At 44.8% G+C, this 23,400-nt stretch carries 20 protein-coding genes and 1 pseudogene; 8 read left to right on the top strand and 13 right to left on the bottom strand.

Annotated elements, in window-relative coordinates; translation table 11 throughout:
* Positions 1–431: 431 nt before the first annotated feature.
* Positions 432–2,192 (top strand): DUF262 domain-containing protein, encoded by a 1,761-nt coding sequence (locus FNE76_RS06290; RefSeq protein ID WP_120948443.1) that lies wholly within the window; start codon positions 432–434, stop codon positions 2,190–2,192.
* 55 nt (positions 2,193–2,247) lie between these two features.
* Complete coding sequence (locus FNE76_RS06285; protein ID WP_120948442.1) at positions 2,248–2,790, top strand: BspA family leucine-rich repeat surface protein; 543 nt, start codon at positions 2,248–2,250, stop codon at positions 2,788–2,790.
* 70 nt (positions 2,791–2,860) lie between these two features.
* Here FNE76_RS06285 and FNE76_RS06280 read toward each other — a convergent pair whose 3' ends face one another.
* Genes FNE76_RS06280 through FNE76_RS06265 form a run of 4 tightly spaced genes read right to left on the bottom strand, consistent with a single transcriptional unit; the run spans position 2,861 to position 6,544 of the window.
* Positions 2,861–3,814: a lipid A biosynthesis lauroyl acyltransferase gene (locus FNE76_RS06280; protein WP_120948441.1), complete on the bottom strand. Its 954-nt coding sequence runs from the start codon at positions 3,812–3,814 to the stop codon at positions 2,861–2,863.
* Positions 3,808–4,830, bottom strand: coding sequence for a lipopolysaccharide heptosyltransferase I (waaC, locus tag FNE76_RS06275; protein ID WP_120948440.1), 1,023 nt, complete (start codon positions 4,828–4,830; stop codon positions 3,808–3,810). The genes FNE76_RS06280 and waaC overlap by 7 nt, the downstream gene beginning before the upstream one ends.
* Positions 4,827–6,290, bottom strand: coding sequence for a Ppx/GppA phosphatase family protein (locus FNE76_RS06270; protein WP_120948439.1), 1,464 nt, complete (start codon positions 6,288–6,290; stop codon positions 4,827–4,829). Before FNE76_RS06270 ends, waaC begins: the two co-directional genes overlap by 4 nt.
* A gap of 2 nt (positions 6,291–6,292) precedes the next feature.
* A complete protein-coding gene (locus FNE76_RS06265; protein WP_120948438.1) occupies positions 6,293–6,544 on the bottom strand; it encodes a YfhL family 4Fe-4S dicluster ferredoxin in 252 nt (83 codons plus the stop codon).
* 244 nt (positions 6,545–6,788) lie between these two features.
* Here FNE76_RS06265 and FNE76_RS06260 point away from each other — a divergent pair.
* The 3 genes and pseudogenes from FNE76_RS06260 to FNE76_RS06250 form a co-directional block, all read left to right on the top strand.
* Positions 6,789–8,957: pseudogene (locus FNE76_RS06260) on the top strand (TonB-dependent receptor); the annotation flags it as partial.
* 61 nt (positions 8,958–9,018) lie between these two features.
* Positions 9,019–9,246 carry a DUF904 domain-containing protein gene (locus tag FNE76_RS06255; protein WP_120948437.1) on the top strand — a complete coding sequence of 76 codons (228 nt, stop codon included), beginning with the start codon at positions 9,019–9,021 and terminating at the stop codon, positions 9,244–9,246.
* Complete coding sequence (locus FNE76_RS06250; protein WP_120948436.1) at positions 9,243–9,470, top strand: hypothetical protein; 228 nt, start codon at positions 9,243–9,245, stop codon at positions 9,468–9,470. The genes FNE76_RS06255 and FNE76_RS06250 overlap by 4 nt, the downstream gene beginning before the upstream one ends.
* A 1-nt stretch (position 9,471) precedes the next feature.
* On the opposite strand, the gene FNE76_RS06245 is transcribed toward FNE76_RS06250, so the two are convergent.
* The 8 genes from FNE76_RS06245 to FNE76_RS06205 form a co-directional block, all read right to left on the bottom strand.
* Positions 9,472–9,993: a DUF3972 domain-containing protein gene (locus tag FNE76_RS06245; protein WP_104639908.1), complete on the bottom strand. Its 522-nt coding sequence runs from the start codon at positions 9,991–9,993 to the stop codon at positions 9,472–9,474.
* Position 9,994: 1 nt separating this feature from the next.
* Positions 9,995–11,377 (bottom strand): aminotransferase class V-fold PLP-dependent enzyme, encoded by a 1,383-nt coding sequence (locus tag FNE76_RS06240; protein WP_120948435.1) that lies wholly within the window; start codon positions 11,375–11,377, stop codon positions 9,995–9,997.
* Positions 11,359–11,697, bottom strand: a complete 339-nt coding sequence (locus FNE76_RS06235) for a histidine triad nucleotide-binding protein (protein ID WP_120948434.1) — start codon at positions 11,695–11,697, stop codon at positions 11,359–11,361. The genes FNE76_RS06240 and FNE76_RS06235 overlap by 19 nt, the downstream gene beginning before the upstream one ends.
* A gap of 114 nt (positions 11,698–11,811) precedes the next feature.
* Positions 11,812–12,363 (bottom strand): FkbM family methyltransferase, encoded by a 552-nt coding sequence (locus tag FNE76_RS06230; RefSeq protein WP_235852272.1) that lies wholly within the window; start codon positions 12,361–12,363, stop codon positions 11,812–11,814.
* A 693-nt stretch (positions 12,364–13,056) separates the two neighbouring features.
* Positions 13,057–15,258, bottom strand: a complete 2,202-nt coding sequence (locus tag FNE76_RS06220; protein WP_120948432.1) for a TonB-dependent receptor family protein — start codon at positions 15,256–15,258, stop codon at positions 13,057–13,059.
* A 212-nt stretch (positions 15,259–15,470) separates the two neighbouring features.
* Entirely contained in the window at positions 15,471–16,124 is a 654-nt protein-coding gene (locus FNE76_RS06215; protein WP_120948431.1) for a hypothetical protein, read from the bottom strand.
* Positions 16,114–17,511, bottom strand: coding sequence for an AAA family ATPase (locus FNE76_RS06210; protein WP_120948430.1), 1,398 nt, complete (start codon positions 17,509–17,511; stop codon positions 16,114–16,116). Before FNE76_RS06210 ends, FNE76_RS06215 begins: the two co-directional genes overlap by 11 nt.
* Before the next feature lie 364 nt (positions 17,512–17,875).
* Positions 17,876–19,537, bottom strand: a complete 1,662-nt coding sequence (locus FNE76_RS06205; protein WP_143928428.1) for a tetratricopeptide repeat protein — start codon at positions 19,535–19,537, stop codon at positions 17,876–17,878.
* A 151-nt stretch (positions 19,538–19,688) separates the two neighbouring features.
* Between FNE76_RS06205 and FNE76_RS06200 the strand changes: the two genes are divergently transcribed.
* The 3 genes from FNE76_RS06200 (at position 19,689) to FNE76_RS06190 (ending at position 22,203) form a co-directional block, all read left to right on the top strand.
* The gene (locus FNE76_RS06200; RefSeq protein ID WP_120948428.1) at positions 19,689–20,258 is read left to right on the top strand and encodes a ribonuclease HII; all 570 of its coding nucleotides are present in this window, start codon (positions 19,689–19,691) and stop codon (positions 20,256–20,258) included.
* A gap of 68 nt (positions 20,259–20,326) precedes the next feature.
* Positions 20,327–20,986 carry a copper response regulator transcription factor CrdR gene (crdR, locus tag FNE76_RS06195; RefSeq protein ID WP_120955792.1) on the top strand — a complete coding sequence of 220 codons (660 nt, stop codon included), beginning with the start codon at positions 20,327–20,329 and terminating at the stop codon, positions 20,984–20,986.
* Positions 20,983–22,203 carry a sensor histidine kinase gene (locus FNE76_RS06190; RefSeq protein WP_120948426.1) on the top strand — a complete coding sequence of 407 codons (1,221 nt, stop codon included), beginning with the start codon at positions 20,983–20,985 and terminating at the stop codon, positions 22,201–22,203. Before crdR ends, FNE76_RS06190 begins: the two co-directional genes overlap by 4 nt.
* A 13-nt stretch (positions 22,204–22,216) precedes the next feature.
* On the opposite strand, the gene FNE76_RS06185 is transcribed toward FNE76_RS06190, so the two are convergent.
* Positions 22,217–23,254, bottom strand: coding sequence for a lipid A deacylase LpxR family protein (locus FNE76_RS06185; RefSeq protein WP_120948425.1), 1,038 nt, complete (start codon positions 23,252–23,254; stop codon positions 22,217–22,219).
* Positions 23,255–23,400: the final 146 nt, after the last annotated feature.

The following is a 23,400-nucleotide window of genomic DNA, read 5'->3' as shown; positions in this document are numbered from 1 at the left end:
GTGGAATTTCAGTTCTATTAACTGGAGTATTGTCAATTAAACCTCTGCCAATCTTTTTACGGCGTGGATATTGATGCCCTTTTCAACTTTTATGAAAGGCATAAACGCATTTTGGGGTTTTTGCGGGCGTGATGATTGGGGGGAGTTCTTGGTTAATGGGTAAAAGCACCACTCCGGATAATTACCAATGGACTACAACCAATCCTAATAATAAAACCAAACTTGCTCAACCATGAATCAAAACTACGCCCGACAAGCCCAAGATATCAATAACCCTAAAAATGATATGGGGGCAACAGCTAAATTCTCGCCCACCTTCGTGCAATTCATTTTCAATATGGGCTTTCTATGGAGGATCACAGAATTGCTACTTACTAAGGAATTTTTTATTGGTGGAGCACTAGAATTGGCAAAAAGTCTAGGAGTAAAACATGGCAGGTTTCCAATCCCCTGTTAGCATTAATGAGGCGATGCAAAAGATTAAGAGCAGAGAGTACCTGATCCCCGCATTCCAAAGGGAGTATGTTTGGGGACCTGAACAAGTGGCTAGATTATTTGACTCCTTAATGCGTGGTTACCCCATTAGCTCGATGCTCTTTTGGGAAGTCAAGGATGAGAGCAAGAAATCTTGGAAGTTTTATGACTTTTTGCAACATTTTAGACCCGTGCATAAAGTCCATAACCAACATTTTGAAACCGCGGGGCATAAGGATTTTTACGCCATTTTGGACGGGCAACAAAGACTCACTTCTCTTTACTTGGGACTATTTGGGCGTTACGATATCCACAAACGCAACAAGAAATGGACAAATGAAGATAAAAACTTCACCAGTAACTATTTGTATTTTAATCTCACCCAAAGCAGACCCACACAACTTTCTGATGTGAAATATGAATTTTTGTGGCTCGAGCGTGATAAAACGCAACCCATGTTTGTAGATGAACATGGGCAAAAATGGTTTAGATGTGGGGCGGTCTATGATTTCAAAAACTTGGATGAAGCCTTAGATTTTGCGATAGAGCAAGGGCTTAATAAAGAGGAACGCAAACGGCTATTGGATTTCTTCACATTGATCTTTAACACACCCGACCAATCCAAGATTAATTTTTATTTGGAGACAGATCAAAACCCAGAAAAAGCGGTGAATATCTTTATCCGCATCAATTCTGGAGGAACAGCGTTGGGATATGCTGACATTCTCTTCAGTGTCGCCATTGCCAATTGGAAAGAGATTGATGCGCGGACAGAAATCCATGATTTAGTGGATCAGATCAAGAATAATAAAGGTTTTGAGAATGCCAGTAAGGATTTGATTTTAAAGGGCTTTTTATTTTTGTTCCACAACGACATCCGCTACCAAATTAAAAGTTTTGGTAGCGGTTTTATCCAAGCGGTCGAGCAAAAATGGAAAGCGATTAAAGTTGCTTTCTTGGAAACATTTGAGTTGCTCAAAAGTTTTGGCTTGAGTGGGGAAACACTTGGGGCCTATAATTTAGCCTTGCCCCTTGTTTATTACATTTACCACCAAAATTTGAGCGACCACATTGTCCATTCCATAGGGCAACAGGATAACAGAGCCTCCATGAAGACTTGGGTTTTACGCGCCATTGTGTTTAAACCTTTAGGGGCAAGTAGCGACACAACCTTATCTAACATGCGCAGGGCTTTCATTAAAGAATTTGATGCCCAAAGTGGCGTGTATTTTGACCAAGCAAACATGCCCTTCCCCCAAAAAGCCATCGAAACAGAGGGCAAATACCACCAAAATGTGGATTCAGAGTTTTTAGAGAATAATGTCTTGTTTGTGCGTTCCAAAGACCCTAAAACCTTCGCTTTGCTCGCCTTGCTCTACCCTAACCTAGACTACAGCCACAAGTTTCACAAGGATCACTTGCACCCCCAAAGTGCCTATGCAAAATACCAAAAGCTCTCTGAGCAAGGGGATTTTAAGCCCTTTGAAATTTACGACTCCCTTGTGAATCTCCAAATGTTGGATGAACATGAAAACAAGTCCAAAAATGACAAACCTTTAGAACGATGGGTCAATGAGAATTGCGGACAAAATAGAGAGGGCTTTTTACAAAGGCATCTGATCCCCAATGTGGATTTATCGCTGGAGAATTTTGGTGGTTTTATAGAGGACAGAAGGAAGCTTTTAGAAGACAAATTTATGGAAATCCTCAACAAGTAATTGCCTTTAAATCGATAAGGATTTGCTAAGCCCAGATTGACACAGGGGTAACAAGATGTCCAATCAGATGATTAAACGCTACTTCCCCAAGACAAATGCCGCACTTAAAGCACTTGTAAAAGATGAGAGTGTGCATTTGGGCGAGATTGATGTGCATGCGGTAGAGGATATGAGTTTTGTGTTTTCCAACCATGAGTTTGATGGGGATGGCGGCATTAATTTCAACGCAGATTTTGAATGCCAAAACTCCAAAGGCTTAGAGACTTGGGATGTTAGCCATGTCAAAAATATGGCGGGGATGTTCTGTGGTTTGAAATACTTTAACCATGACATCTCAAATTGGGATGTATCCAGTGTTACTAATATGCATTCGATGTTTCGTGTGTGTATCTACTTCAACCAGCCTTTGGAAAAGTGGGATGTGTCTAAGGTTACAAACATGCATAAGATGTTTTTGGGGTGTTTGGAATTTAACCAGTCTTTAGAAAATTGGGATGTATCCAGTGTTGGTAAAATGATGGATATGTTTTCTGGTTGTGATGTGCTTGAAAAATTGCCAAAATGGTATCTTAAAAGAAACAAGGGAGAGAAAGACTGATTGCCCCATATAGGGCAAACCAAAAGGGTTATTCTCCAGTTATGATCTTGCTAAAACGATAACCCGCCTCTTAAGGGAGGACTCTTCTATAAATCTCTGGATGTGTGCTTTTAAAACGGCGGTGGAACCAAAACCAACTTTCAGGGTGTTCCCTAATGATCTGCTCGCTCAAAGTGGCTTGGGCTTGGGTGGCTTCTAAAATATCGGCTTGGGCATCTTCAGTATTTTTAGCGCGGATTGGGGGGTAGTAGGTGGCTGTAAAATGGCTATAATCCTCATTAAAATCAATGATCACCGCCACAATGTCAATATTGTAACGCCTTGAGAGGATGGAGGCAATCGTGGTGTGGGTGACCTCTTGGCCAAAGAATTTCACCACAACACCCTCTTTGGGTGAGATATTTTGATCGATCAAAATACCCACCAAACCCTTACCTTGATTGTAAATTTTCAAAAGTTCTTTAAATGCCCCGATTTTATTGATGAATTTAACCCCGAAAGCCTCGCGCCTCTTGATGATCATGTTGTTAATGGGGGCAAATTTAGTCAAACGCCCCAAACAGCCCCGCTTATAGTGGCTATAATATTGTGCCAAAGAAGTGCCCACCGCTTCCCAGTAGCCAAAGTGCATGCCCATCACCACTGCCTGTCCATTTTGTGCCAAGGAATCTAAAACATTTTGTTGATCGATGAGGGTAAAGCGGGCATCGTATTGAATCTTGGGCAAGAAGATCACCCGCACGCTCTCTAGGATAATGAAGGCAAAATTACAATAAGCGCGCTGGATAATGGCTCGTTTTTCTGCTTCGCTCTTGCTATCCCCAAAGGCAAAATCCAAGTTAGCTTTAGCATCAAAATAACGCCGTCTATCCAGTTTAAACATCACAAACCCCAAAGTCTTAACACAGCCCACAAAGCATCTATGAGGCATTTTGGCTAAAATCCAGCCTAAACAATTAACCGACCACTCCACAATGTGGATACAAAAAATACGCCATTCTCTAAGCAACCCTTCTTTTAACATGATGACCTTTCTAATACCTGCAAAATCGCGTCCTTGATCGCAAGGGGGAGGATGTTTTGGATTGAAAAATCCTTTTTATGGTAATTGGCCTGTGGGTTGCCACACAAAGAGATATGGCGCGCGCCCTCAAGACTAAAACGCTTGGGGGGGGTGTTGCCATAAAGTGTAACAGAGGGGGTTTTAAGTGCCCAAGCCAAATGCACAATGCCCGTATCCCCGCCCACCACCACACTAACTGATGAAACGAGGGTTTTGACCTGCTCTAAATCCATACGGGGGAGTAAAATCGTGGGTAGGTGGGGGCTTAGGGTTTGGTGGAGTTTTTGGGCATTTTGGGGGTGGGCATGCCACAAAATCGCCACGCTTAAGCTACAATCTTTCAATAAAAGCCCCAATTCACAGAAACGATCTAGGGGGTAAGTCTTGGTTGCCTTGGAGCTCTCCAGCACGAATAAGACGCAGGGTTGTGTGCCTAAGTCGTGAGGACTGGGGGGGCAAAAAAAGGCTAGGTGGCGCTTATTCAGGGTTTGTTCCCAAGTTTGGTGGGGGTAGAGCACGCTTAAGCCCTCTTGTAGCACCCGTTGGTTGCGCTTTAAAATGTGCTCTTGGTAGGGAATTGGCACCTTATGGGTGTAAAAGAGGCTGGCTAGGGGTTCTTTAATGGAGCGCGCATCAAAGCCCACAAAGCGTTTTGGGGATTTTTTAGCCAAAAAAAACCCAATGAGGGCAGATTTGAGCAAGCCCTGCATATCAATGATGAGATCAAAAAGCCCCAAATGGCGCAGACCCCGATAAAACTTCCCAATAGCAAAGGGGTTTTTAGAACGCAGGGTTTTTTTATAGGGCAGAGCGTGTAATGCATCAATGTAGGGGCAGTTTTTGAGCAGAGGGGCAAAGGCTTCATCAATCAACCAATGAATCCGTGCCTCTGGGTAATGTTCCTTGATAAAGGGCAAAAACACCGCACTCACCACCACATCGCCCAACGCTGAAAGCCTAATAATAGCAATGTTCATGTAAATTCAATGCTTAGAGGGATGGGTTGGGCAAGCTTGGCGACCGCCTCTTGGCAGAGATAAAAATTTTTCTGGCTCTTGATGTTGAGGGTTTTATTTTTGAGGCTATATTGCGTGTCTTTGGGGACACTGATTAAACAAAGGGCTTCGGCTAGCCCCAAGATGAAACTGAGCCACTGCAAGGTTAAGATTGGGGGCATGATAGAATTAATGTGGGCAATATTGCTATCTTTAGGGATTTTTTTATGGCTAAATTGCACGAGCAAGCAGATAATGGCGCGATCTTGGTGTGAGAATCCATAGCTCAAAGAGTGCAGACTCAAATAAGCCCCATGTTTGTGGGCATCATAAAAGTTTAAAACCTTGCCAATGCTGGAAAGTTGTCCGGCGATTTTGAGGTGGTAGAGGTATTTGTCCTCAATGCCATGCAGGGGTTTTAAGACTTCAAAGAGTTTACTACACGCTTTTTTGACCTCTTGGCTGTGCTTGGAGTGGGGCAAAAAGCGATCCAACAAGGACAAGATCGAGGGATTGATATTGTTGGGGAAGGTGTAGTTGTGGTTTCTGAGCATGTCGCTCAAAAACACACCCTCACGCACACCAACACCGCTAGTTACCACCATTTGGGCGTTGAAATGCTCCAAGAGCATGGTAAAAATGAGAGTCCCACTCCTAATGGTATCTTGGCGATCCGCACTCACGCCCAAGCCCTCTAAATCCTCTTCGGGAGTGTGGATGATCTCTTGCATCAAAGCCCAATTTTGCCTAACACCCATCTCAAAGCCATGGATGACATCGATGGGGTAGTTATTGTGTTGCATCACGACCTTAGCCAAAGCGCGGATCGTGCCTCCCACGCCAAAAATATGGGTGGTTTTGAAATGAGCGGGAATTTTTTTGATCTCCTCTCTAATAAAGTCTTTAGCCAAACCAGCTTTGAGGTGCTTGTCAAAAAAGAGTTCTTTTAGGCGAATCGTGCCCAAATTGAGCGAGATCAAATCTCTAATCTTGCCATCTTCAATCAGGGCGCATTCTGTGCTCCCCCCGCCAATATCAATGGTGATCCCATCTTTATGGTGCAATAAATTTGCGCACGCCACGCCCCCATAAAAGGCTTCTTTATAGCCATCAATCACCTTAACTTGCAGATCGCATAAGCGTTTCACCAAAGCGACAAATTCCTTAGAGTTGGGCGCATCACGCACCGCACTGGTCGCCACGCAGAGGATTTTACGACTCTTGTATTTTTGGGCGATCTCTTTAAACTCGCTCAAGGCTTTTAATGCTCGCTTCATGGGGGCTTTTTGCAATGCTCCCTTGCGGGCATAAGTGCCCTGTGAAATGCGCACTTTGGATTTGATCTCATAGAGTAAATAAAACCCAAATTGGCTTGTTTTTTTGAAAATTGCCATGCGCACCGAATTAGACCCGATGTCAATGACAGCCGTGATCTTTGCCATGGCTAATTTTCGTCTTGTAAGGCCTGATATTTTTGTTGGAGTTCTTCGGGGCTTTCTGCGTTATGGGGGTCGGGCACGATAGCATCGACCGGACACACGCTCACGCAACCAGGTTCATCGCTATAACCCACGCATTCGGTGCAACGATCGGGGTCAATGCTGTAAATCGGGTCATTTTCATCAATGGCTTCTGTGGGGCATTCCTCGCGACACGCATCGCACGCAATACATTCTTGAGAGACTAATAAAGACACGCTTCACCTTTGGGATCAGAATTTGATAAGGGCTTTTTACCCAATCCTTGCTAAATTTTTTATAAAGATACGCTTGTTGAGTATGATTCACACAGATTAAGATAATACTTATAATTCTTACTATATAAATATCGCTCAAAAAATAAGACTTCTAGGAGTTCCTTTAATGCATAAAACAAATAGACAATCGGGTTTTAGCCCGTTGGTGGCGATGCTAGTTTCTCTTGTTGCTTTAAACGCAGAAGAAGAACACACCTTGAGCAAAGTTACCACGCAGGGGGAGCGCATTTTCACTTACAATAATGAATTTGTAGTGGGTTCTAAGGAACTAGCCCAAAGGCAGAGCAACCAAGTTGATGATATGTTCCGCACAAATCCAGATGTGAATGTCGGTGGCGGGGGCGTGATGGGGCAGAAAATCTATGTGCGGGGCATTGAAGATCGCCTTTTGAGGGTTACGGTGGATGGGGCGGCCCAAAATGGCAATATCTACCACCACCAAGGCAATACGGTGATCGATCCCCAAATGCTTAAGAGTGTAATTGTTACCAAGGGGGCAGCTAACGCCAGTGCGGGGCCCGGAGCAATGGCCGGAGCGATTGCAATGGAAACCAAGGGGGCGGCCGATTTTATCCCCAAAGGTAAAAGTTACGCCGCCTCGGCTTCAGCCTCGTTTTTTACAAACTTTGGGGATCGTGAAAACGCCACGATCGCATGGCAGGGGACTTATATCGATGTGCTCGCCTACTACACCCACCAAAATATTTTTTATTACCGCAATGGCAATTATGCCTTTAAAAATCTTTTCCACCCCACCGCGCAAGACAAAGAAATTGGCACGCCCAGCGAACAAAATAATATCATGGTGAAAATGAATGGCTATATCAGCGAAAGAGATACGCTCACCTTGAGCTATAACATGACTCGCGACTCCGCCACCCGCCCTTTGCGTTCTAATGCGATTGGTGTTGCCCAAGACCCCGATGATCCGCTCGTTTCGATCGACTTCACTAAGTTTTTATTCCATAGCGTGAATGTCGCTCACAATGTGTCTTTAAAGTATGTGCGGGAAGCAGGGAGCAAATTTGGCGATCCCAAATTGGATATTACTGCTTATGCGAGTATCCGCAATGGCAAATTTGACCCCCTCTTTAACCCCAAGGGGACACTGCTCCAAGCCCCTAATGGTTTGCATTTTTTAGATGGGAGCGTGGTGAAGAGTTATGAAGATGTAGATTTGCCCGCATCCCAAGCGCGTAATGTGTTTTTAAACAACTCCGGGGTTAATCTCAAGGTTGCCCACACTATCAATGCCCTAAACAATAACCTCTTTGAATATGGCTTTAACTACCAAAACTTGAGTATCTTTGATGCCCGTATCCCCAAGTCTGCCATCATTAGAGATTGCTCCTATAATATTGAGGTCAAAGACTACGGCGATAACAAGCCCCTATGCCAAAGAGGGCAGTCTAATGGGAATATTTACGGGGGTTATATCCAAGCCAACTACACTTTCCACCCGGTCGTGACTTTGGGGGCGGGGACTCGCTATGATGTTTATACCCTTTATGACAAGGATTGGCAATTCCATGTTACACAGGGATTTAGCCCGAGTGTAGCTTTGGTGATCAACCCGGTAGAATCCTTGAGCATCAAACTTTCCTATGCCTATGTAACCCGGGGGGCGTTGCCCGGGGATGGAGTGTATATGCGCCAACAAGACTTGCGTTATGTGAAAAATCTCAAACCTGAAGTGGGGCAAAATAGTGAGGTTAATATCGATTGGCAAAGCAAGTATTTTAGCGGGCGTGCGGCTGGGTTTTACCAAACCATTAGCAACTTTATCAACCAATACGCCCAAGTCTTGGTAGTGGGTAATCTCAAGCCTATGATCCAAATTTATGGCTACGAAGTAGGCGGGACTTTCAAATATAAGGGTTTTATGTTAGATGTGGCTGTCTCTAGGAGCTGGCCTACTGTCAAGGGACATTTGCTGGCTGATAGCTATGAGCTAGCCGCCTCAACGGGGAATGTGATCATCGCTAAAGCTGATTACACCTTCAAGCGTGCCGGTCTCAATATCTCATGGCTAGCCCGTTTTGTAACCAATTTAGATTATTTGGGCTATGACATCTATGCCCCCAACTATGAGGGCGGTTATGGGCCTGGGCTAGTCAAATTGCACAAACCCGGCTATGGCGTGCATTCCTTGTATGTGAATTGGGATATGCCCTTCAAACGCTTTAAAGGGCTCTTGCTCTCGGCCGTGTTTAACAATATTTTCAACAAATATTATGTCGATCAAGCCTCCCCCTTTATCATGAGCCCCGATGATCCGGCGACCGATAAAGTCGTGCGCGCCATTGCGCAACCCGGATTTAACGCCCGCTTTGAAGTGGCGTATAAATTTTGACAAGGATTCTTAAGCGTGTTTTTTTGCTATAATGCGGGTTTATCTTAGCAAAGGATGGTGCATGGGGGTAGATATTTTAGACAAAATCCATGAAAAGGTCGATGATTTACTGGTCAAACTCGCTCTCTTAGAGGAGGAAAACAAAGAATTACAGCTTAAAAACGCCACGCTGGCAACCCAAAATGAGGAAAAAGATCGCCAGCTCAACACGCTCTATGAAGAAATCGCCGCCAAAGATAAGGGCTTACAAGAACTTTATGACAAAATCTTAAAAGTCATTGATGTATGACGGATTCTAAATTTGGCGAAGTGATTGAGATCTCCATAGCCGGGAGGCGTTACAAGATCACCTTAGACGATCGTTGTGATCCAAAGACACTAGAGGAGATCAAGCTAAACTTCCATAACAAAGAGATCGAGCCTATCGAACTCTTTAAGGCCCATCTCAAAAAAATCCAAGAGATCGCGCGCTTGAACACCAAGCTCCAAGAACTCCTAAACAAAATCCCCTAATTTACTTGACACTCCCCATGTCGCTCACTTTACCCCACATGAGGCGGTATTTGCGTTTCATAAACTCCACCTCCTCACGCACTTTGGCTAATTCCTCTTGCAAAACCGCAATCGTCTTTTTGTCCTCCTCATAGACCTCCTGCATGTCAATCACCGCATCTTTTAAAAACATGTTTTCATTTTTATAAGCATTGATGGTTTCATCTTTAGCCCCTACCACCTTATCATGCAAGCCCAAAATAGTGTTGATGGTCTTTTCTACAAACACGGGGTCTAAATTGTTGTTCATGCTTTCTAGCAAGGCGGGGTAACCCGCTTTAGCCGCTGGAGTAACATTCTTGCCCACCATGCGTTTAGCTAGAGCTTGGGCAGCACTATGCAAATCCACCCAAATGCGTTCCTCATCATGCTTGCTCACAATGCTCTGTTCTTCAATGAGGGCTAAAACCCGCTCTTTGGGCAGTTTAGAAATCTCTAAAAACTCTTCTAATTGAATCCAAGTGTTTTCTTCTGGTAGTTCCATATCAACCTCCGCGCAATGTTTTGATCGCCCTTTTGAGGCTCTCAACCAAGTAATCCACATCCTCTAAGGTGTGGCTGTAATGCAAACTCACACGCAACCAACCCGGCTTTTCTCCTCTCTCTTGCAAGACCCCAAAGCTACTATCCTCAAGCCCCAAGAGATCATGTCCATAGGGTCCGGCACAACTGCACCCCGCCCTTGTTTCAATGCCATAATCATAACTGAGTAATTGCGCCAGCGCATAGCAAGACACCCCACTTGCATTGAAAGCCACATTGCCTAGCCTCTCTGCCTGCAAATTGCCATAAATGCTAATAGCCGGGATTTGTCTTAAGGCATGCATGAAGACTTTAGAGAGCATGCTTTCACGCGCTTTGATATGGGCTAATCCTAACTCATTGCGTAATTGCAAAGCCAAAGCCGCCCTTAAAAGCTGGGTTAGACCATAAGTGCCAAACTCTTCTCTTAAATCCACCGCATCAATATATTCTTGGCTACTCCGACTCACATACTTGACCACCCCACCCCCACTAAAGCTGGGGGGTAACTGCGTGTCGATAAGATTCTTTTTGATCCCCAAAAGCCCACAAGCCCCCACCCCGCCTAAAAACTTATGGGCGGCTACAAAACATGCATCTAAATTTAAATCCCCCAAATTCTGGTGGGGCGCAAAGGCGGCTAAATCAAAGGCTAGAGTTGCCTTGTATTGTTGGCAAAGTTTAGAGATGGACTCATAGGGGACAACAAGCCCGGTCACATTGGAAGCAACCCCGATAGAAACAATGGGAGTTTTGGCATGCTTAATGGCTTCTTGTAAGGCCTGCTCTAAAGACTGCATATCAAACAAGCCCACATTATTGAGTGGCAAGCGCACCACCTCACACAAACCCTCCCGCCAACTAATTTCATTGGAATGGTGCTCAAAGGGACCGATGATCACTTGTGGCAAGTCTGAGTCCTGTATTTGGAACAAATGCCTCGCTTTAGGGGGGATATAGACCCCCAAAATTTCTTGAAAACGCTTGATCGCATGGCTGGCCCCAAAACCACTTGTTAAGATCACAAAATCCTCTCCTAGTCCCAAACTCTTTTTAATGCTCTGCTTGCTGTGCAAATACACCTCTTGCATCCAGTTAGCGTGTTTGGCATGTCCTGAGTGGGCGTTGGCATAAAAGGGTAAAAGCTTGGCTAGGCGTTTTTCAATCAGGGTGCTAGCCAGCCCTGAGGCTGTCCAATCAAAGTAACGCACACCCTTTTTAAGCACCACGCTGGAGCGGATTTGAGCAAGCTGTTCTTGCTTGCTGGTGGGGACTAAAAGGGGCGCAAAGATCGAGTCTAAAAACCTTTGGCTGGACTTAGGAGTCTCTAAAAGAGTTTGGGCCATGTGAGCTTGGCTCCTCCTAAGATATGGAAATGCAAATGGGGCACTTCCTGCCCGCCATCTGCGCCAATATTAGTGATGAGGCGATACCCGCTCTCTTTGATCCCCAATTTGGCGACCACCTCCAAGATAAACGCGCTCATGTTGGCCATCAGCTCTGGGGTGATGGCATTAAAATCTTTCACACCCACTTTGGGGATCACCAACACATGAACCGGGGCTTTGGGGTTGATGTCCTCAAAGGCTAGAAATGCCTCATTTTCCAACACCTTTTGACACGGAATCTCCCCTGCTACAATCTTTTCAAATACATTTTTGACCACACAAAAACCTTTTCTATCAATTTGCCTTATTATAGCTGAAACTAGAGGATTTGATAAGCCCTAGATTTAAAACCGGTAGCTAAGGCAAAGTGAGGCACGATGGACAAAACTTATTTAATTTAGTGCAAAACGAATGGGCACATCGGGGAGTCGTTCATCATTGGGGTAATCTAGCCCGGCAATATCCCCGCAAGTTTCGCGCAAGGGCAAATTTGGGGGGACTAAATCCCGCCTCAAATAGCTCACTTCAAAGACACTGCAAAAGAAACGCTCCTGGATGTAGAAAAAGCAAGTGCAACAATTATTGTAGTGTAGATGGATGGGCTGGAACGTTTGGTGGAGTTTTTCCAAGACAGCGAGGTGTTGCCGGGTTTGCTCTAGTTTGCGCGGATCGCACCCGTGGAACTCAATGATGATTTGTGCAAAATATTTCTCTAAGATACTAAAATCTAGTTTTTCAAAAATATCCCATTCAGCCCCCTCAATGTCAATTTGCAAAATATTGTGTAGGCTAGGATCAAAGCTGTGATCTTGCATGATTTGTTCTAGCGTGGTGGTTTGGTGATCGCTTTGCGTGCCGACAAACTTTTTATGGAAGAGGATATTAGGATGTACATAGGGACCCCGATCAATGCTGGCGTCATATTGGAGGACCAAGTACCCCATGTTGGCCATCTCTAAATCCCAAGGGGACGATTCGCTCACCCCTAGTGAAATGGCTTTGGGTTGCCTTTCAGAATTGGGGGGGGGGGGGGGAAAACCAAACCCCCCAAACCCCGGGTGTCGCGGGGGGCCCCAAAAACGCAGTGCCCCCGGGCCCCCCCAATTTTAAAACCCGACCCAACTGCCCCCCCCACCCCCCCCCCCCCCCCCCCCCCCCCCCCCCCCCCCCCCCCCCCCGCGCGCGGCCGGGGCCCCGCCGCGGGCGGGGGGGGGCGCCCCCCCCCCATCACATACCCGCCATCACCCTGAGTAGCGATGCGGACCAAATAAGGCATGGCCACGGGGCGCACCCAATTTAAATACGCATCCATCATCTCCACGCAACTAGGACGCGAATCAATCACGATCCGTGTTTTTGCATGTACACCATCGCTATTAATGAGAGCAGTATGGAGCAAGACACGATCCTCAGGGTGGCGTACGCAACTTGCGATCATGTGGCTCACTGACATTTTATATTCAAAATACTCGAGCCTGCGCTCTATGCTCCCCAATAACTTTTGCTTGATCCGCTTTAAAGGTTGCTGGATGCGCGCCAACAAATTATTAACCTCGCTCATCTATTCTCCTATTTGAATTTATAAAAGGGTTTATAGCAAAACTAACCTAATTTTCTCATGCCATAGGTACAAAACCCTAAAACCGGTAACTCAAATAAGCCGTTACTGAACGTCCCGGACCCGGTTCTCTGCCTGTGGGGCTGGTTTCCAAGCCTCTAAAGTAGTATGGCATCCCCAAAATATTATTGACCTGCAAGCTCCCCACAATTTTATGCCGCCCACTCTCCCAAAAAATTTGGCTTAACTGGATATTCCAAATCCAATACCAAGGCAAGAGCCCCACACTATTACAACCATAAGACACGCCCTCTGCTTGGTGGGGCTTGAGGGGGAAACAAGTGGTCTTTGATTGGGATTGGTTGAGCATAGAGGAATAGGCACGGCTATAAAAATAACTGCTCAAACCCAAAGTGGTTTTTTTGTAGGTGTAGCGCATATCCAAAATTAATTGGTGTGGACTGACATAGGGTAATTGCTTACCCTTGAGATCAAAAGAGGGTGAAAACCCTTCAAGACTGCCCCGTATATGACTACTCACAAGCGCATCAATGTAAGTATAAGCCAAATGCAATTGCAGGCCTCTAAGGGGGGCATAGTCAAGTTCTAATTCCAAGCCCTGAGAGCGGGCATTGATGGGTTGGTTATCCCCCCAAGCGTAGTAATTGTGGGCAAAAATAAGAAAATAGGCAATATTAAGACTGAGTTGGTTTTGATAGCCATAGCGCGAACCGATCTCAATTTGATTAAAAGTCTGGGTGCTTGGGCTTGTTGGCCCTACCATGCGCTCTTGTGGCGGGATAAAGCTATGGCGGTAATTGGCATACAACAACCAATCTGCTAGGGGCTTATAACCGATATTGAATGCCGGACTCCACACACTTTGGTGTATTTTGTAGATGGTATCTTTTGGTGCAAGTTGGTAATTTAAAAAGGTGTAGCGCAATCCGGGGGTTAGGGTGAGTTTGCCTTGCAAAAATTCCATTTTGTCGCTCACATAAGTAGCTAGGTAGCGATCCAACAACTCGGGACTGTTACCCAGTGTGGGGTTTTGGGTGCATGGGTTGTTTTTAAAATTGTGGCAAATAGATTTAGTTAGCTTGATGTTATTCATCATCAAGCGCATGCCCACTTGCAGGGTTTGCTGGAGCTTTTTGCTAGAGATGTTTAAATGCAGGTTAGGTTCTAGGGCATTGAGTGTGAAATATCCCTTGCGTTGGGTGGTAAAAAACCCCGCATAATTGTCATTTGTATAAACAAGCCCTCTAGCCGGATTGCTATTGGCATTTAAATAATTAGAGTCCCACTGGAAGGCACTTTGCATTCTGTGCCCAAAGTAGGTGAGGCTAAAATCTCCACTCACCCTGCCCTTAAAAGAACCTTGATAAATCGCGCTCCAACGCATCGCCTCTGCACTCTTGGTGTTATAGGGGCGATCGTTTTGGAAAAAGTTTTGGGCGTAAGCCTGTGGGCTCAAAGACCCCGGATCGTGCAAAGAAAATTTGTAATATTGGAAAGAAGCCGTGAGTTTGTTATGGGGGTTGATCTGGTAAATCCCATCAAATAAGTAATTTTGAATTGTAGCCGGGCTGTGGTATCTAAAACCCTGCCCGGTTATGAAATTGGCTTGCGCTTGCACGCCCACAAACCGGTTAAACATGCCCCCCGATCGCAAATAGGTGTTGTATAAAAAGCTATTGCCCACATTTTTACTAAAAGAAAAAGGCGCGATGAAACTTTTGAGCGAACGCTCCCAAAAGGTTACCCGCTGGGCGATTTGGTTGGTCCATTCTTTTGCAATGGGTTTAGTGCTGATGTTGATCACGCCCCCAAAGGCATTGGGGCCATATTGCACGCCCTGCCCCCCCTTGATCACGCTGATTTGATCGCTCATCTGCAAAGTCGCGGGGAAAATAAAAAGTCCGATGAGTCCATAGGGTGCGGCCTCTAGGGGGATATGATTGAGTAAGACAAGCCCAGCTCGCCCATACCCCCCACCCAAACCCCGCATTGAGAAACTGGGCACCGCCCCCACACCTGTAGCGTTAAAAACACGCACCCCCGGGACATTTTGCAAGGCTTGCTCTAGGGTTTGGTTAGCTTGTTGGGTGAGTTGGGGGTTAGAAATTAAGGTGTAACTGCCCAAGTGATCCTTAACTTCTAAAGAGTGCCTATCTGGCGGTGCCTTGTGGCGTATCTGCGTGCGCTGTTTGGATTTTGAAGCGTGCAAGCTACACACGACAAAACAAGCAACACCAATCAAAACAGCCGTTTGTTTCATCTTCCCCTTGGGGTCTTGATATGGCGCGATTATAGCAAAACAAAAACACAATCTATCTAGATGTGTTGGTTAGGTTTTGTGTAGAGGGGTATTTGTGGGGATTTAGGAAGTGGGCTTTGGAGCAACGGCATTTCCCATCTTTTGGGGATATGTCATACTCGCTTTAGTTGGGGGCAAAGGCAGGGCGTATGTTCTAGAGACAAACTTTGAGATTAGGGGATCAAAAAATCCCGCATTTGTTTTGCGGAAATAGTCACACAACCATCACTGGGAATTTCTAGGGGTTTGAAAATAATGTTGACTGTATCTTGTGGATTGTTTCCTTGTGTCTCAGACTTTTTAAAAATAGAAGAATCTGTGATCTTTGGATAAAAGTAGTAATAATAGAAGTTTCGGATACTATTTGATAAATCTTTTTGGTAGTAACTTTTGTAACACTCTATAAAATATTTAACAAAGCATTCAGAAGCTTTGAATTGTCTTTGGGCCTTTTGAAGGTGTTCCTTATGGCGACTCGATTTTATCTCGCACAAATAAACAGAAACATCGCCCTCTTTTTGATTAAGCTTAAAAATGATGCTATCACAACAGCAATCTGTTGTCTGTTCTGCCGCACAACTTTCATTTGTGGGTTTATGGTGTTTTTTCTCATTTGCCTTTTTAAAAAATTTAATGGTGTGTTTGTTCTCATCTTGTTTTAAGATAAACACGGAATCATTGCCTCCAAAACAAAAATTTATCTGCTTGATACTGCTTTGTTCTTGCTTTTCATGCACCACAAAGCAGTTTCCTCTTTTTCCCCTATGTGTAATTTTTAAATCTTCATGAATAGCTCTTTCTATCTCTTGAAACTCTTTAGCTGTCATGGTTGTTTCTCAAGTTTTGGAAAACTTTTTCAGCAATTAGGCTTTGATTTTCATTTTGGGCTCTAATAGGATCATCAAAAGTTTGCATGAAAATGCCCTGCTCTTGGGTGATTTTCACGGGAATTAGGGTGTTTTGTTTCTTAATGGTCTTAGTAACATAGGCCTTAACACGATGGGCATCTAGGCCGTATTCTTGAGTATAGCCCTGCTTTTTAAGGCTTTCTATTTGCGTCTCATTGAGTTTTTTTAACATGATGCAATTGCTCAATTCGCGCACAATATAGTCGCTATGCGTGGTGATAAAGACCTTGATCCCTGCATTCACCAACAAGGCTAGCAAACGCGCCACTAAAATTTGGTTATTGGGGTGGAGGTTGAGTTCTGGTTCATCGATCATCAAAATATCATTTTTTTGCGCCACATGCAAAATATAGTAATGGAGCATGATCAAAGAGCGCGCAGAACTAGAGGCAACTTCAAGAGCATAGGCAGATTTAGAGCCTTTGGGTTGAAAAAGCAAACCAAAATCCGTTATTTTATACTTACCCCCTACAAGTTTGCCCAGCAGATCCAAGATAGATTTGTGATACTCCTTATTTTGTTTGAAGAAACTATCTTGTTTGCTAATTTGTTTCAGCTCCCTAATGAAGTTAATATTATCTCTAACGGGCTTAGGGTAAATTTGTTTTCTCTGATCGGTTTTTCGATGTATTTCAAATAAATCAAGAATATCTAATTTATCGCCCTTGAGTATTTGTTGCACAGCCTCGAGCTTATTGATTTTGACAAAATCTAACTCCTCTTGAAAAATTGAAGCCCCCGTTCTTTCTACACTGAGAATAAAGGGGCTTGGCATAAGAATAGCAATGAGGCTATCTACTAAATAATCCCGATATTTTGCGCCATCTAAATGCTTTGGAATACTGATTTTAAAACCCTCATCATCAAGTTCATATTCTACTCCATACAGATTTTCATCTCTATCTTTCAAGCGTTGCACTGCCTTTTTAATTTCCTCTAAAGAGACATTGTAAGAAACTTGAAACTCTGTTGTTTCAAAATCTTCGCTACTGCCTGCCATCACTTGACTAAGCACATCTTGAGCATAAAAGCAAGTTTTCTGATTCAAATGTTTTTGAAATTCTGCGTTCATTTCTGCATAACTACATTGTTGATAACTATTAGCTATCTCAAAAATACCCCTTCGTCCCCCTCTAGTTCTACCTAGAAAATTATTGCTGAGGAAATGCATAAAATCCAAATACCCATAAAGACCATAGGCCGCATAAGTTTTTCCAGTGTTGTTTTCTCCACAAATTAAAGTCAAATCTCCTATTTCTAAATCTGCTTTATGGAGAGTTCCGATATTTTTTAGCTCGATTTTCATGCTTGCCCTTTTTATGATATGATATTCTAAGGTTTGGGACTCTTTACATTATAGCAAAGCGTGTAGAGTGGTCTGTCAAGAAATCTATTTAAAGAAGGCGGTAATTATCTATGGCAAAAACTAATGGTGGTAAAAAGATCGTGCGTGTGCATCCCTATATAAAAAAGGACGGGACACAGGTTAGAGGACATGGGCGATCTACTCCGAATAAATAAATAGGAGTTTAGGGCTGTAACTGGGGTTTTGACCGAAAGTTTTGGCTTTAGTAACCCTCTCCGAAGATCTATGGTGTTGCGTTGGGGTGAGCTGGGGGCGGGGTAACAGCCCGCCACTAATCCTTGTAAAAAGGGAAGTTTGTTTGCGATTAACTCAGAGTGCCCGTGATCAAACGCCAACCACTCACACCATGCCCTAAAAACTGCTTGGGATCAAAGACACCGCGATCATTCCAAAAATGCCAATGTTTGGGACCCAGCTGGCTAGCAAATCTAAGGTAAGTGCTATAATCTCGCTCATACTGATTCAAGCGTTTCTCCTCCTCCTCTTTAAAACCGTATTCCTCGGCTAGGTAAGGCTGGGTGGCTAAATATTCTAAAAGAAGGGGCAGGGCTTTATAGTGCCGATAAGACACTGCCATTTTAAGCCACTTGATAGCTTGATCAAAAGCATCAAAGTAAAGTTGCATGATTTCTAACTTAGATTTGCCCTCCATTAACGAGAGCATCAGCGGGTTAAAGTCCGGCGGTGTAGAGTGATCCCATACAAGTAGCCTTGCACAAAGACCGCTCCCTAGTTGGATACCTTTTTTATAAGCCTGAATGGACTTTTGCTCATCTTGTTTGCTTTCATGCCCATCGAAATATTTGATCCAATCGTAAAACCTCGCCAAATAATGACACCCGACATGGCAATCAAGGTCTATCGCCTTTTGAAACGCCTCTATGGCTTTTTCGACCAAATTTTCATCTCTATAATCTGGATCGCCCTCCTCTGCCAACCAAAGCCGATTGACAAATGCCTGCCCCATTTCGGCGTGCGCCTCTATGTCGCCTTGTTTGGCTTGGCGTTTTAATAATTCCACCGCCTTTTTATAATACTCGTAAGATTTTGCCTTAGAACCCTCAGAGGTTTCCCCAAAATCATTATACCGGCGGTACAACTCACCCAAATGGCGGTAAGCGCGCCCCTCTCCTAACTCCCCTGCTTTTTCAAAAAGTTCTTTTGCCTTTTGTTGGCAATTTTGCATCTTTTTATCCGCAAACACATGGCAGTGTTCTAAAAACCCTGCATAACTATCCACATCAGCATCGATTTCATCATCGCAATTTGTAAGTCCTTTTTCTACAGCCACCCCCTCTAAAACTTCCCCACTCCCATACTCCACCACCTGCGTATCCCCATTTTCCATGTAAATCTTTCCTAGCTCCACCATCGCTCCCACTGAGCCTAACTCTATGGCTTTTTCAAAGCAACGCATAGCGACATGGTTATCCGGGTATAAAACGATGCCCTCTACTGCCATTTTGCCTAGTTCTAGCCAAGCTCCAGCACTGCCCAAATCTTTAGCTTTCATGTAATCTTGAAAAGCTTGCAGAGTGTTAGACCCATATTTCCATAGGGGTTTGACTTGTGGGGTGTTGTCACTAGGTGCAGATTGTGCTTGTGGATTTTGGGGGGTTTCTTGACTAGGGCTTGAGGGGGTGTTTGCAAACCAGGTTTGGTGGTTAGCTTGGAGGGCTTCTAATAACATTTCTAAATCCTCCAAAGATTTAGACAATCTGCCTGCGTTTTCTAAAGTTTGTGTGCCTTCTGTGGCGTGGCTTAGGGCGTTTAAATGGGTGTTTGTTCTAACTTTGAGTTTTTTAAATTGCGCTAGGGCATTTTCTAACTCTGTGTCATCTTCTGTGTTTTGGTGGTAAGCCTCTTCTAGGGCTTTGTTAAACGCGTTGAGTGTGTCTAAGAGTTGGTTAAACTTGGTGCTTAAATCGCTAACTTCCTCTTGGAGGGCTTCACCCCCCCCCCACATCCTCAGCTAGAGATAAAAACAAGCGGTGGGCGCGCTTGGTGGCTTTGAGCTGCTTAGTGAGTTGGTTTAATGTGTTTTGCATAAAGTCTCCTTGTGTCAAAAATGGCGGGTATAATAACATGAAAATAGATTTGATAGCAAGAGGGTTAATATGCTTTTAGGCATTGATGAAGCGGGGCGGGGGTGTTGGTGTGGGTCGCTATTTGTGGCGGGGGTGGGCTGTGATCTGAGTGTGGCTAATGAATTTGTGTATTTGGGGCTTAAAGAGAGCAAACAACTCAGCAGAGCCAAACGCTTTGGATTTGCCACACAAATTAGCCAAGATACACGCATTGCTAGCGTGGTGGTGAGCAAAAGCGCGTTAGAGATTGATAATAAGGGTTTGAGTGTGTGCATGCAAGAGGCGATCACAGAAATTATTCTGGGCTTGCCCACTATTAAACATGTGCGCCTAGATGGGAACACGCTTTTTAAATTAGAGTTTGCACATTTAGAGAGCTTTGAGGCCATTATCAAGGGCGATGACAAAATCCCCCAAATTGGCATGGCCTCCATCTTGGCTAAGGCACATAAGGATCGGGAGATGTTAGCCTTAGATGAGCTTTACCCAGAGTATGGCTTTGCTAGGCATTGTGGCTATGGCACGCGCGCCCACGCCCTAGCCATTACCAAGCATGGACTGATTAAAGAGCACCGCAAGAGTTTTAAATTTGGTTACTAACCCCCCGCCCCACTCTGTTAGGGGAAAAATGTTAGAATGCCCTTTCTAATCTATTAAAGTAGGTAGTTATGGCAAAGGTGTATAAAGGCAGGCTGTTTTTATTGGAAGATGATCCCCTCTTGCACCACATGGTGGCAGAATTTTTAGAGCAAAGCGGTTTTGAGGTGCGTGGGGCTTATGATGGCGATCGGGCTTTGGAGATTTTAAATCAAGAAGTTTTTGATCTGTGGTTGTTGGATATTCAGGTGCCCGGGTTGGATAGTTTTGAGACCTTGCAAGTCTTGCGCCAGTCCCACATTAACACGCCCACGATCTTTATTAGCGTGCTCAAAGACATGGTCTCTTTAAAAAAGGCTTTTCATTTGGGGGCTAGCGACTACCTCAAAAAGCCCTTTGATTTGGAGGAGTTGTTGATCCGTATTGAACGGCTTTTAATTATCCAAAAGGTCACGATCAATGAAGATTGTTTTTATGAGCAGGGCAGGTTGTTTAGACAGGATCAAAGTTTTATTTTGAGTGCCAAAGAAAAGCAACTTTTGGAGTTTTTCTTGCACCATAAAAACCAAATCCTCCCTAATGACCAAATTATTGCTAATGTTTGGAGCTATGAGGGCAGTGTCGATCACTCCACCCTACGCACCCACATTAAAAACTTGCGCAAATTATTAGGCAAGGAGCATATCCAAAATGTCAAGGGCTTGGGCTATTGTTTTAAGGCATGCGTATGAAACTCAATACCTACGAAAAGCAATCGCTTAGAAGTTTCTTGGGACTTTATCTGGGCTCTTCTTTTGTGCTCATGGTGGTGATTGCCCTTTTGTTTGTCGCCTATGCTAAAAACTTGCTCTTGGAGAATACTAAAATACGCCTCCAAGATCAGGCAAACAAAATCACCCAAGATGTGATCGAGGCGCACATGCAAGCTGTCGATGAGCCCTTTAAGACCCTAGCCCACAAGCATAGCCACGCGCGCTTTGTGCTCTTAGATCGCCATAATCGGGTGCTTTTTAATTATCGCTTTGGGAATGCGACCAGTTTGACCTTTTTTAGCCAAGCGACCCATTTCCCTTCGTTTTGGGATAAGAATAATACCTTCTACTTGGTCGATAATAAGACTTTTGGGCATTTGGGCGTGCATTTTGTGATTGTGCAAGAAAATCACACCCACAATCTCTTTGCCCCGCTTTACAAGCAGGTTTTATTGGTGTTCTTGTGTGCCTTCGTGTGCGTGGGGGGGATTGCCATTTTTCTGGCCCAACTCTTTTTAAAGCCCCTTAAAGACGAGGTAGCGCGCATTGATGCCTTTAGCAAGGACATAGCTCATGAGCTCAATACGCCCATTGCCACGCTCTTAATGGGGGCTAAAGCCCTGCTCAAAGTGGAGGACAACCCTAAAACTCTGGGGATTTTGATGAGTGCCCAGCGTATTTATTATCTTTACCACCAACTTGCCTATATCTTTATGGAGGATTTACGCCACGAGGAAGCGCATTTGCTGGACTTGCAAAATCTCATTTCCGGGCAAATCACCTCTTTTGAGCCTATCGCTAACTTTTATAAACTCACTTTGAGCCACGACCTCAAGCCCAAGACACTAAAGGCGTGCGAGGAAGATATAGTTACTTTGGTGGGGAACCTATTGATGAATGCGATCAAGTATAACCAACCGCATGGATTTGTGCGTGTCTGTTTGGATCAGGATTTGATCATCACCAATAGCGGGCGGGCTATCCCCTCCCATAAAATCGAGGAGCTCACGCGGCGTTATACCCGCATCGAAGGGCACACACAGGGCTATGGGATCGGCTTAGATTTAGTCCGCCGTATTTGCGATCGTTATGGCTTTGTCCTAAAGATCACCAGCACCCCCAGCTCCACTCAACCCAACCAGTATGAAAACACCTTTAAGGTGGTTTTGGACAGACCTGTCCAAGGTTTAAATTAGATCAATTCAATGGCTAGAAAGCAATGTCGAGCTCTATGCTCCCGATATTGTGGCTCTCAGGCTGTTCTCTAAAGGTTTTGCCTATGTTGGTAGCGGTCAAAGAGAGTCTAAAGCCCTTGTAAAGAATAGCCATGCCCCCCTGCACCGCATAGAGGGCGTAGGGTATTTGGGTGATCCCCCGAGTTAGGGGACTATTGCCCTGCACAAAGATGTCTATGGGTTGGTAACTCCCGCTAGCCCCCACAAAGAAGTAAAAGGAAAATTTGTTGCTATAGGGTTGCCCCCCGCTAAAATTAGTGTTGATTTTGTTAGGTCCAAAATCAGCGTTGAGGTTATAGCCAAATCTAAAAAGTGAGCCCAAGCGGGCATGGACAATGGCATTCCCCAAGGCAATATCCACCCCCGGGATAATGTCCATAGAGAAAAAGCGGGTGGTGAGGATAGGAACTTTATAGAGCCATTGGTAGTTGAATTGGAAAATAAATTCGTTACGGATTTGGTTTTGCCAGCCTTGGAAGGTTTTATCCCCCCAAAGCGTGTGCAACCAAGTTTGGGTTTGACCGGCCAAAGAATTAGGCCCCACCGTGCCTAAAGAGATGGCGATGCGTTCTAGGGCATGCTCTGTGCGTTGGTAGAAAATCAAACTGCCTCTAAGATAGCCGGCATATAAGTGATCCCCCGGGACAATGGAGCGTGCTAGGTGGTTACTCAAATGGGGGGTGTAGATACTCTGATCAACCCCGATACTAAAACGCGTCATTTTAGGGGTTTTAAACATTAAGGTGATATAGCGACTCCATGACATCCACGATTTAGAATAGGCCGCTCCCCAAAAATTATATTCTTTGGAGGTGTAACTTAGTCCATTCCCCGCACTATAGTAAAAATCCCGTGCATAGACATAGGCATCATTTTCAGAGAGCAAGTTGATAAATTGTTTTTTGTGGGGGACAAGCGGGGTGGGTGTTTCTAGCAACGATCGCGCCGGTAAAAGATCCCCACCCACACAACAAAGCAACCAAAGCGTTTTGACAAATCTACTAAGCCACATCCAACTCTCCTATCACGAAGCTTAGAAGCTCTTTTTGACGTGGCGGGGTTACCCCCCCCCCCCCCCCCCCCCCCCCGCGCGGGGGGGGGGGGGGGGGGGGGAGAAACTAGCCGGGGGTGGGTTGTTGGGGGGTGTTGGTTTAAAGA

The organism is Helicobacter mehlei (assembly GCF_007280785.1).
Taxonomy (GTDB): Bacteria; Campylobacterota; Campylobacteria; order Campylobacterales; family Helicobacteraceae; genus Helicobacter; species Helicobacter mehlei.
The sequence above is the reverse complement of the archived record's forward strand: the minus strand, read 5'-3'. Positions and strand labels throughout refer to the sequence as shown.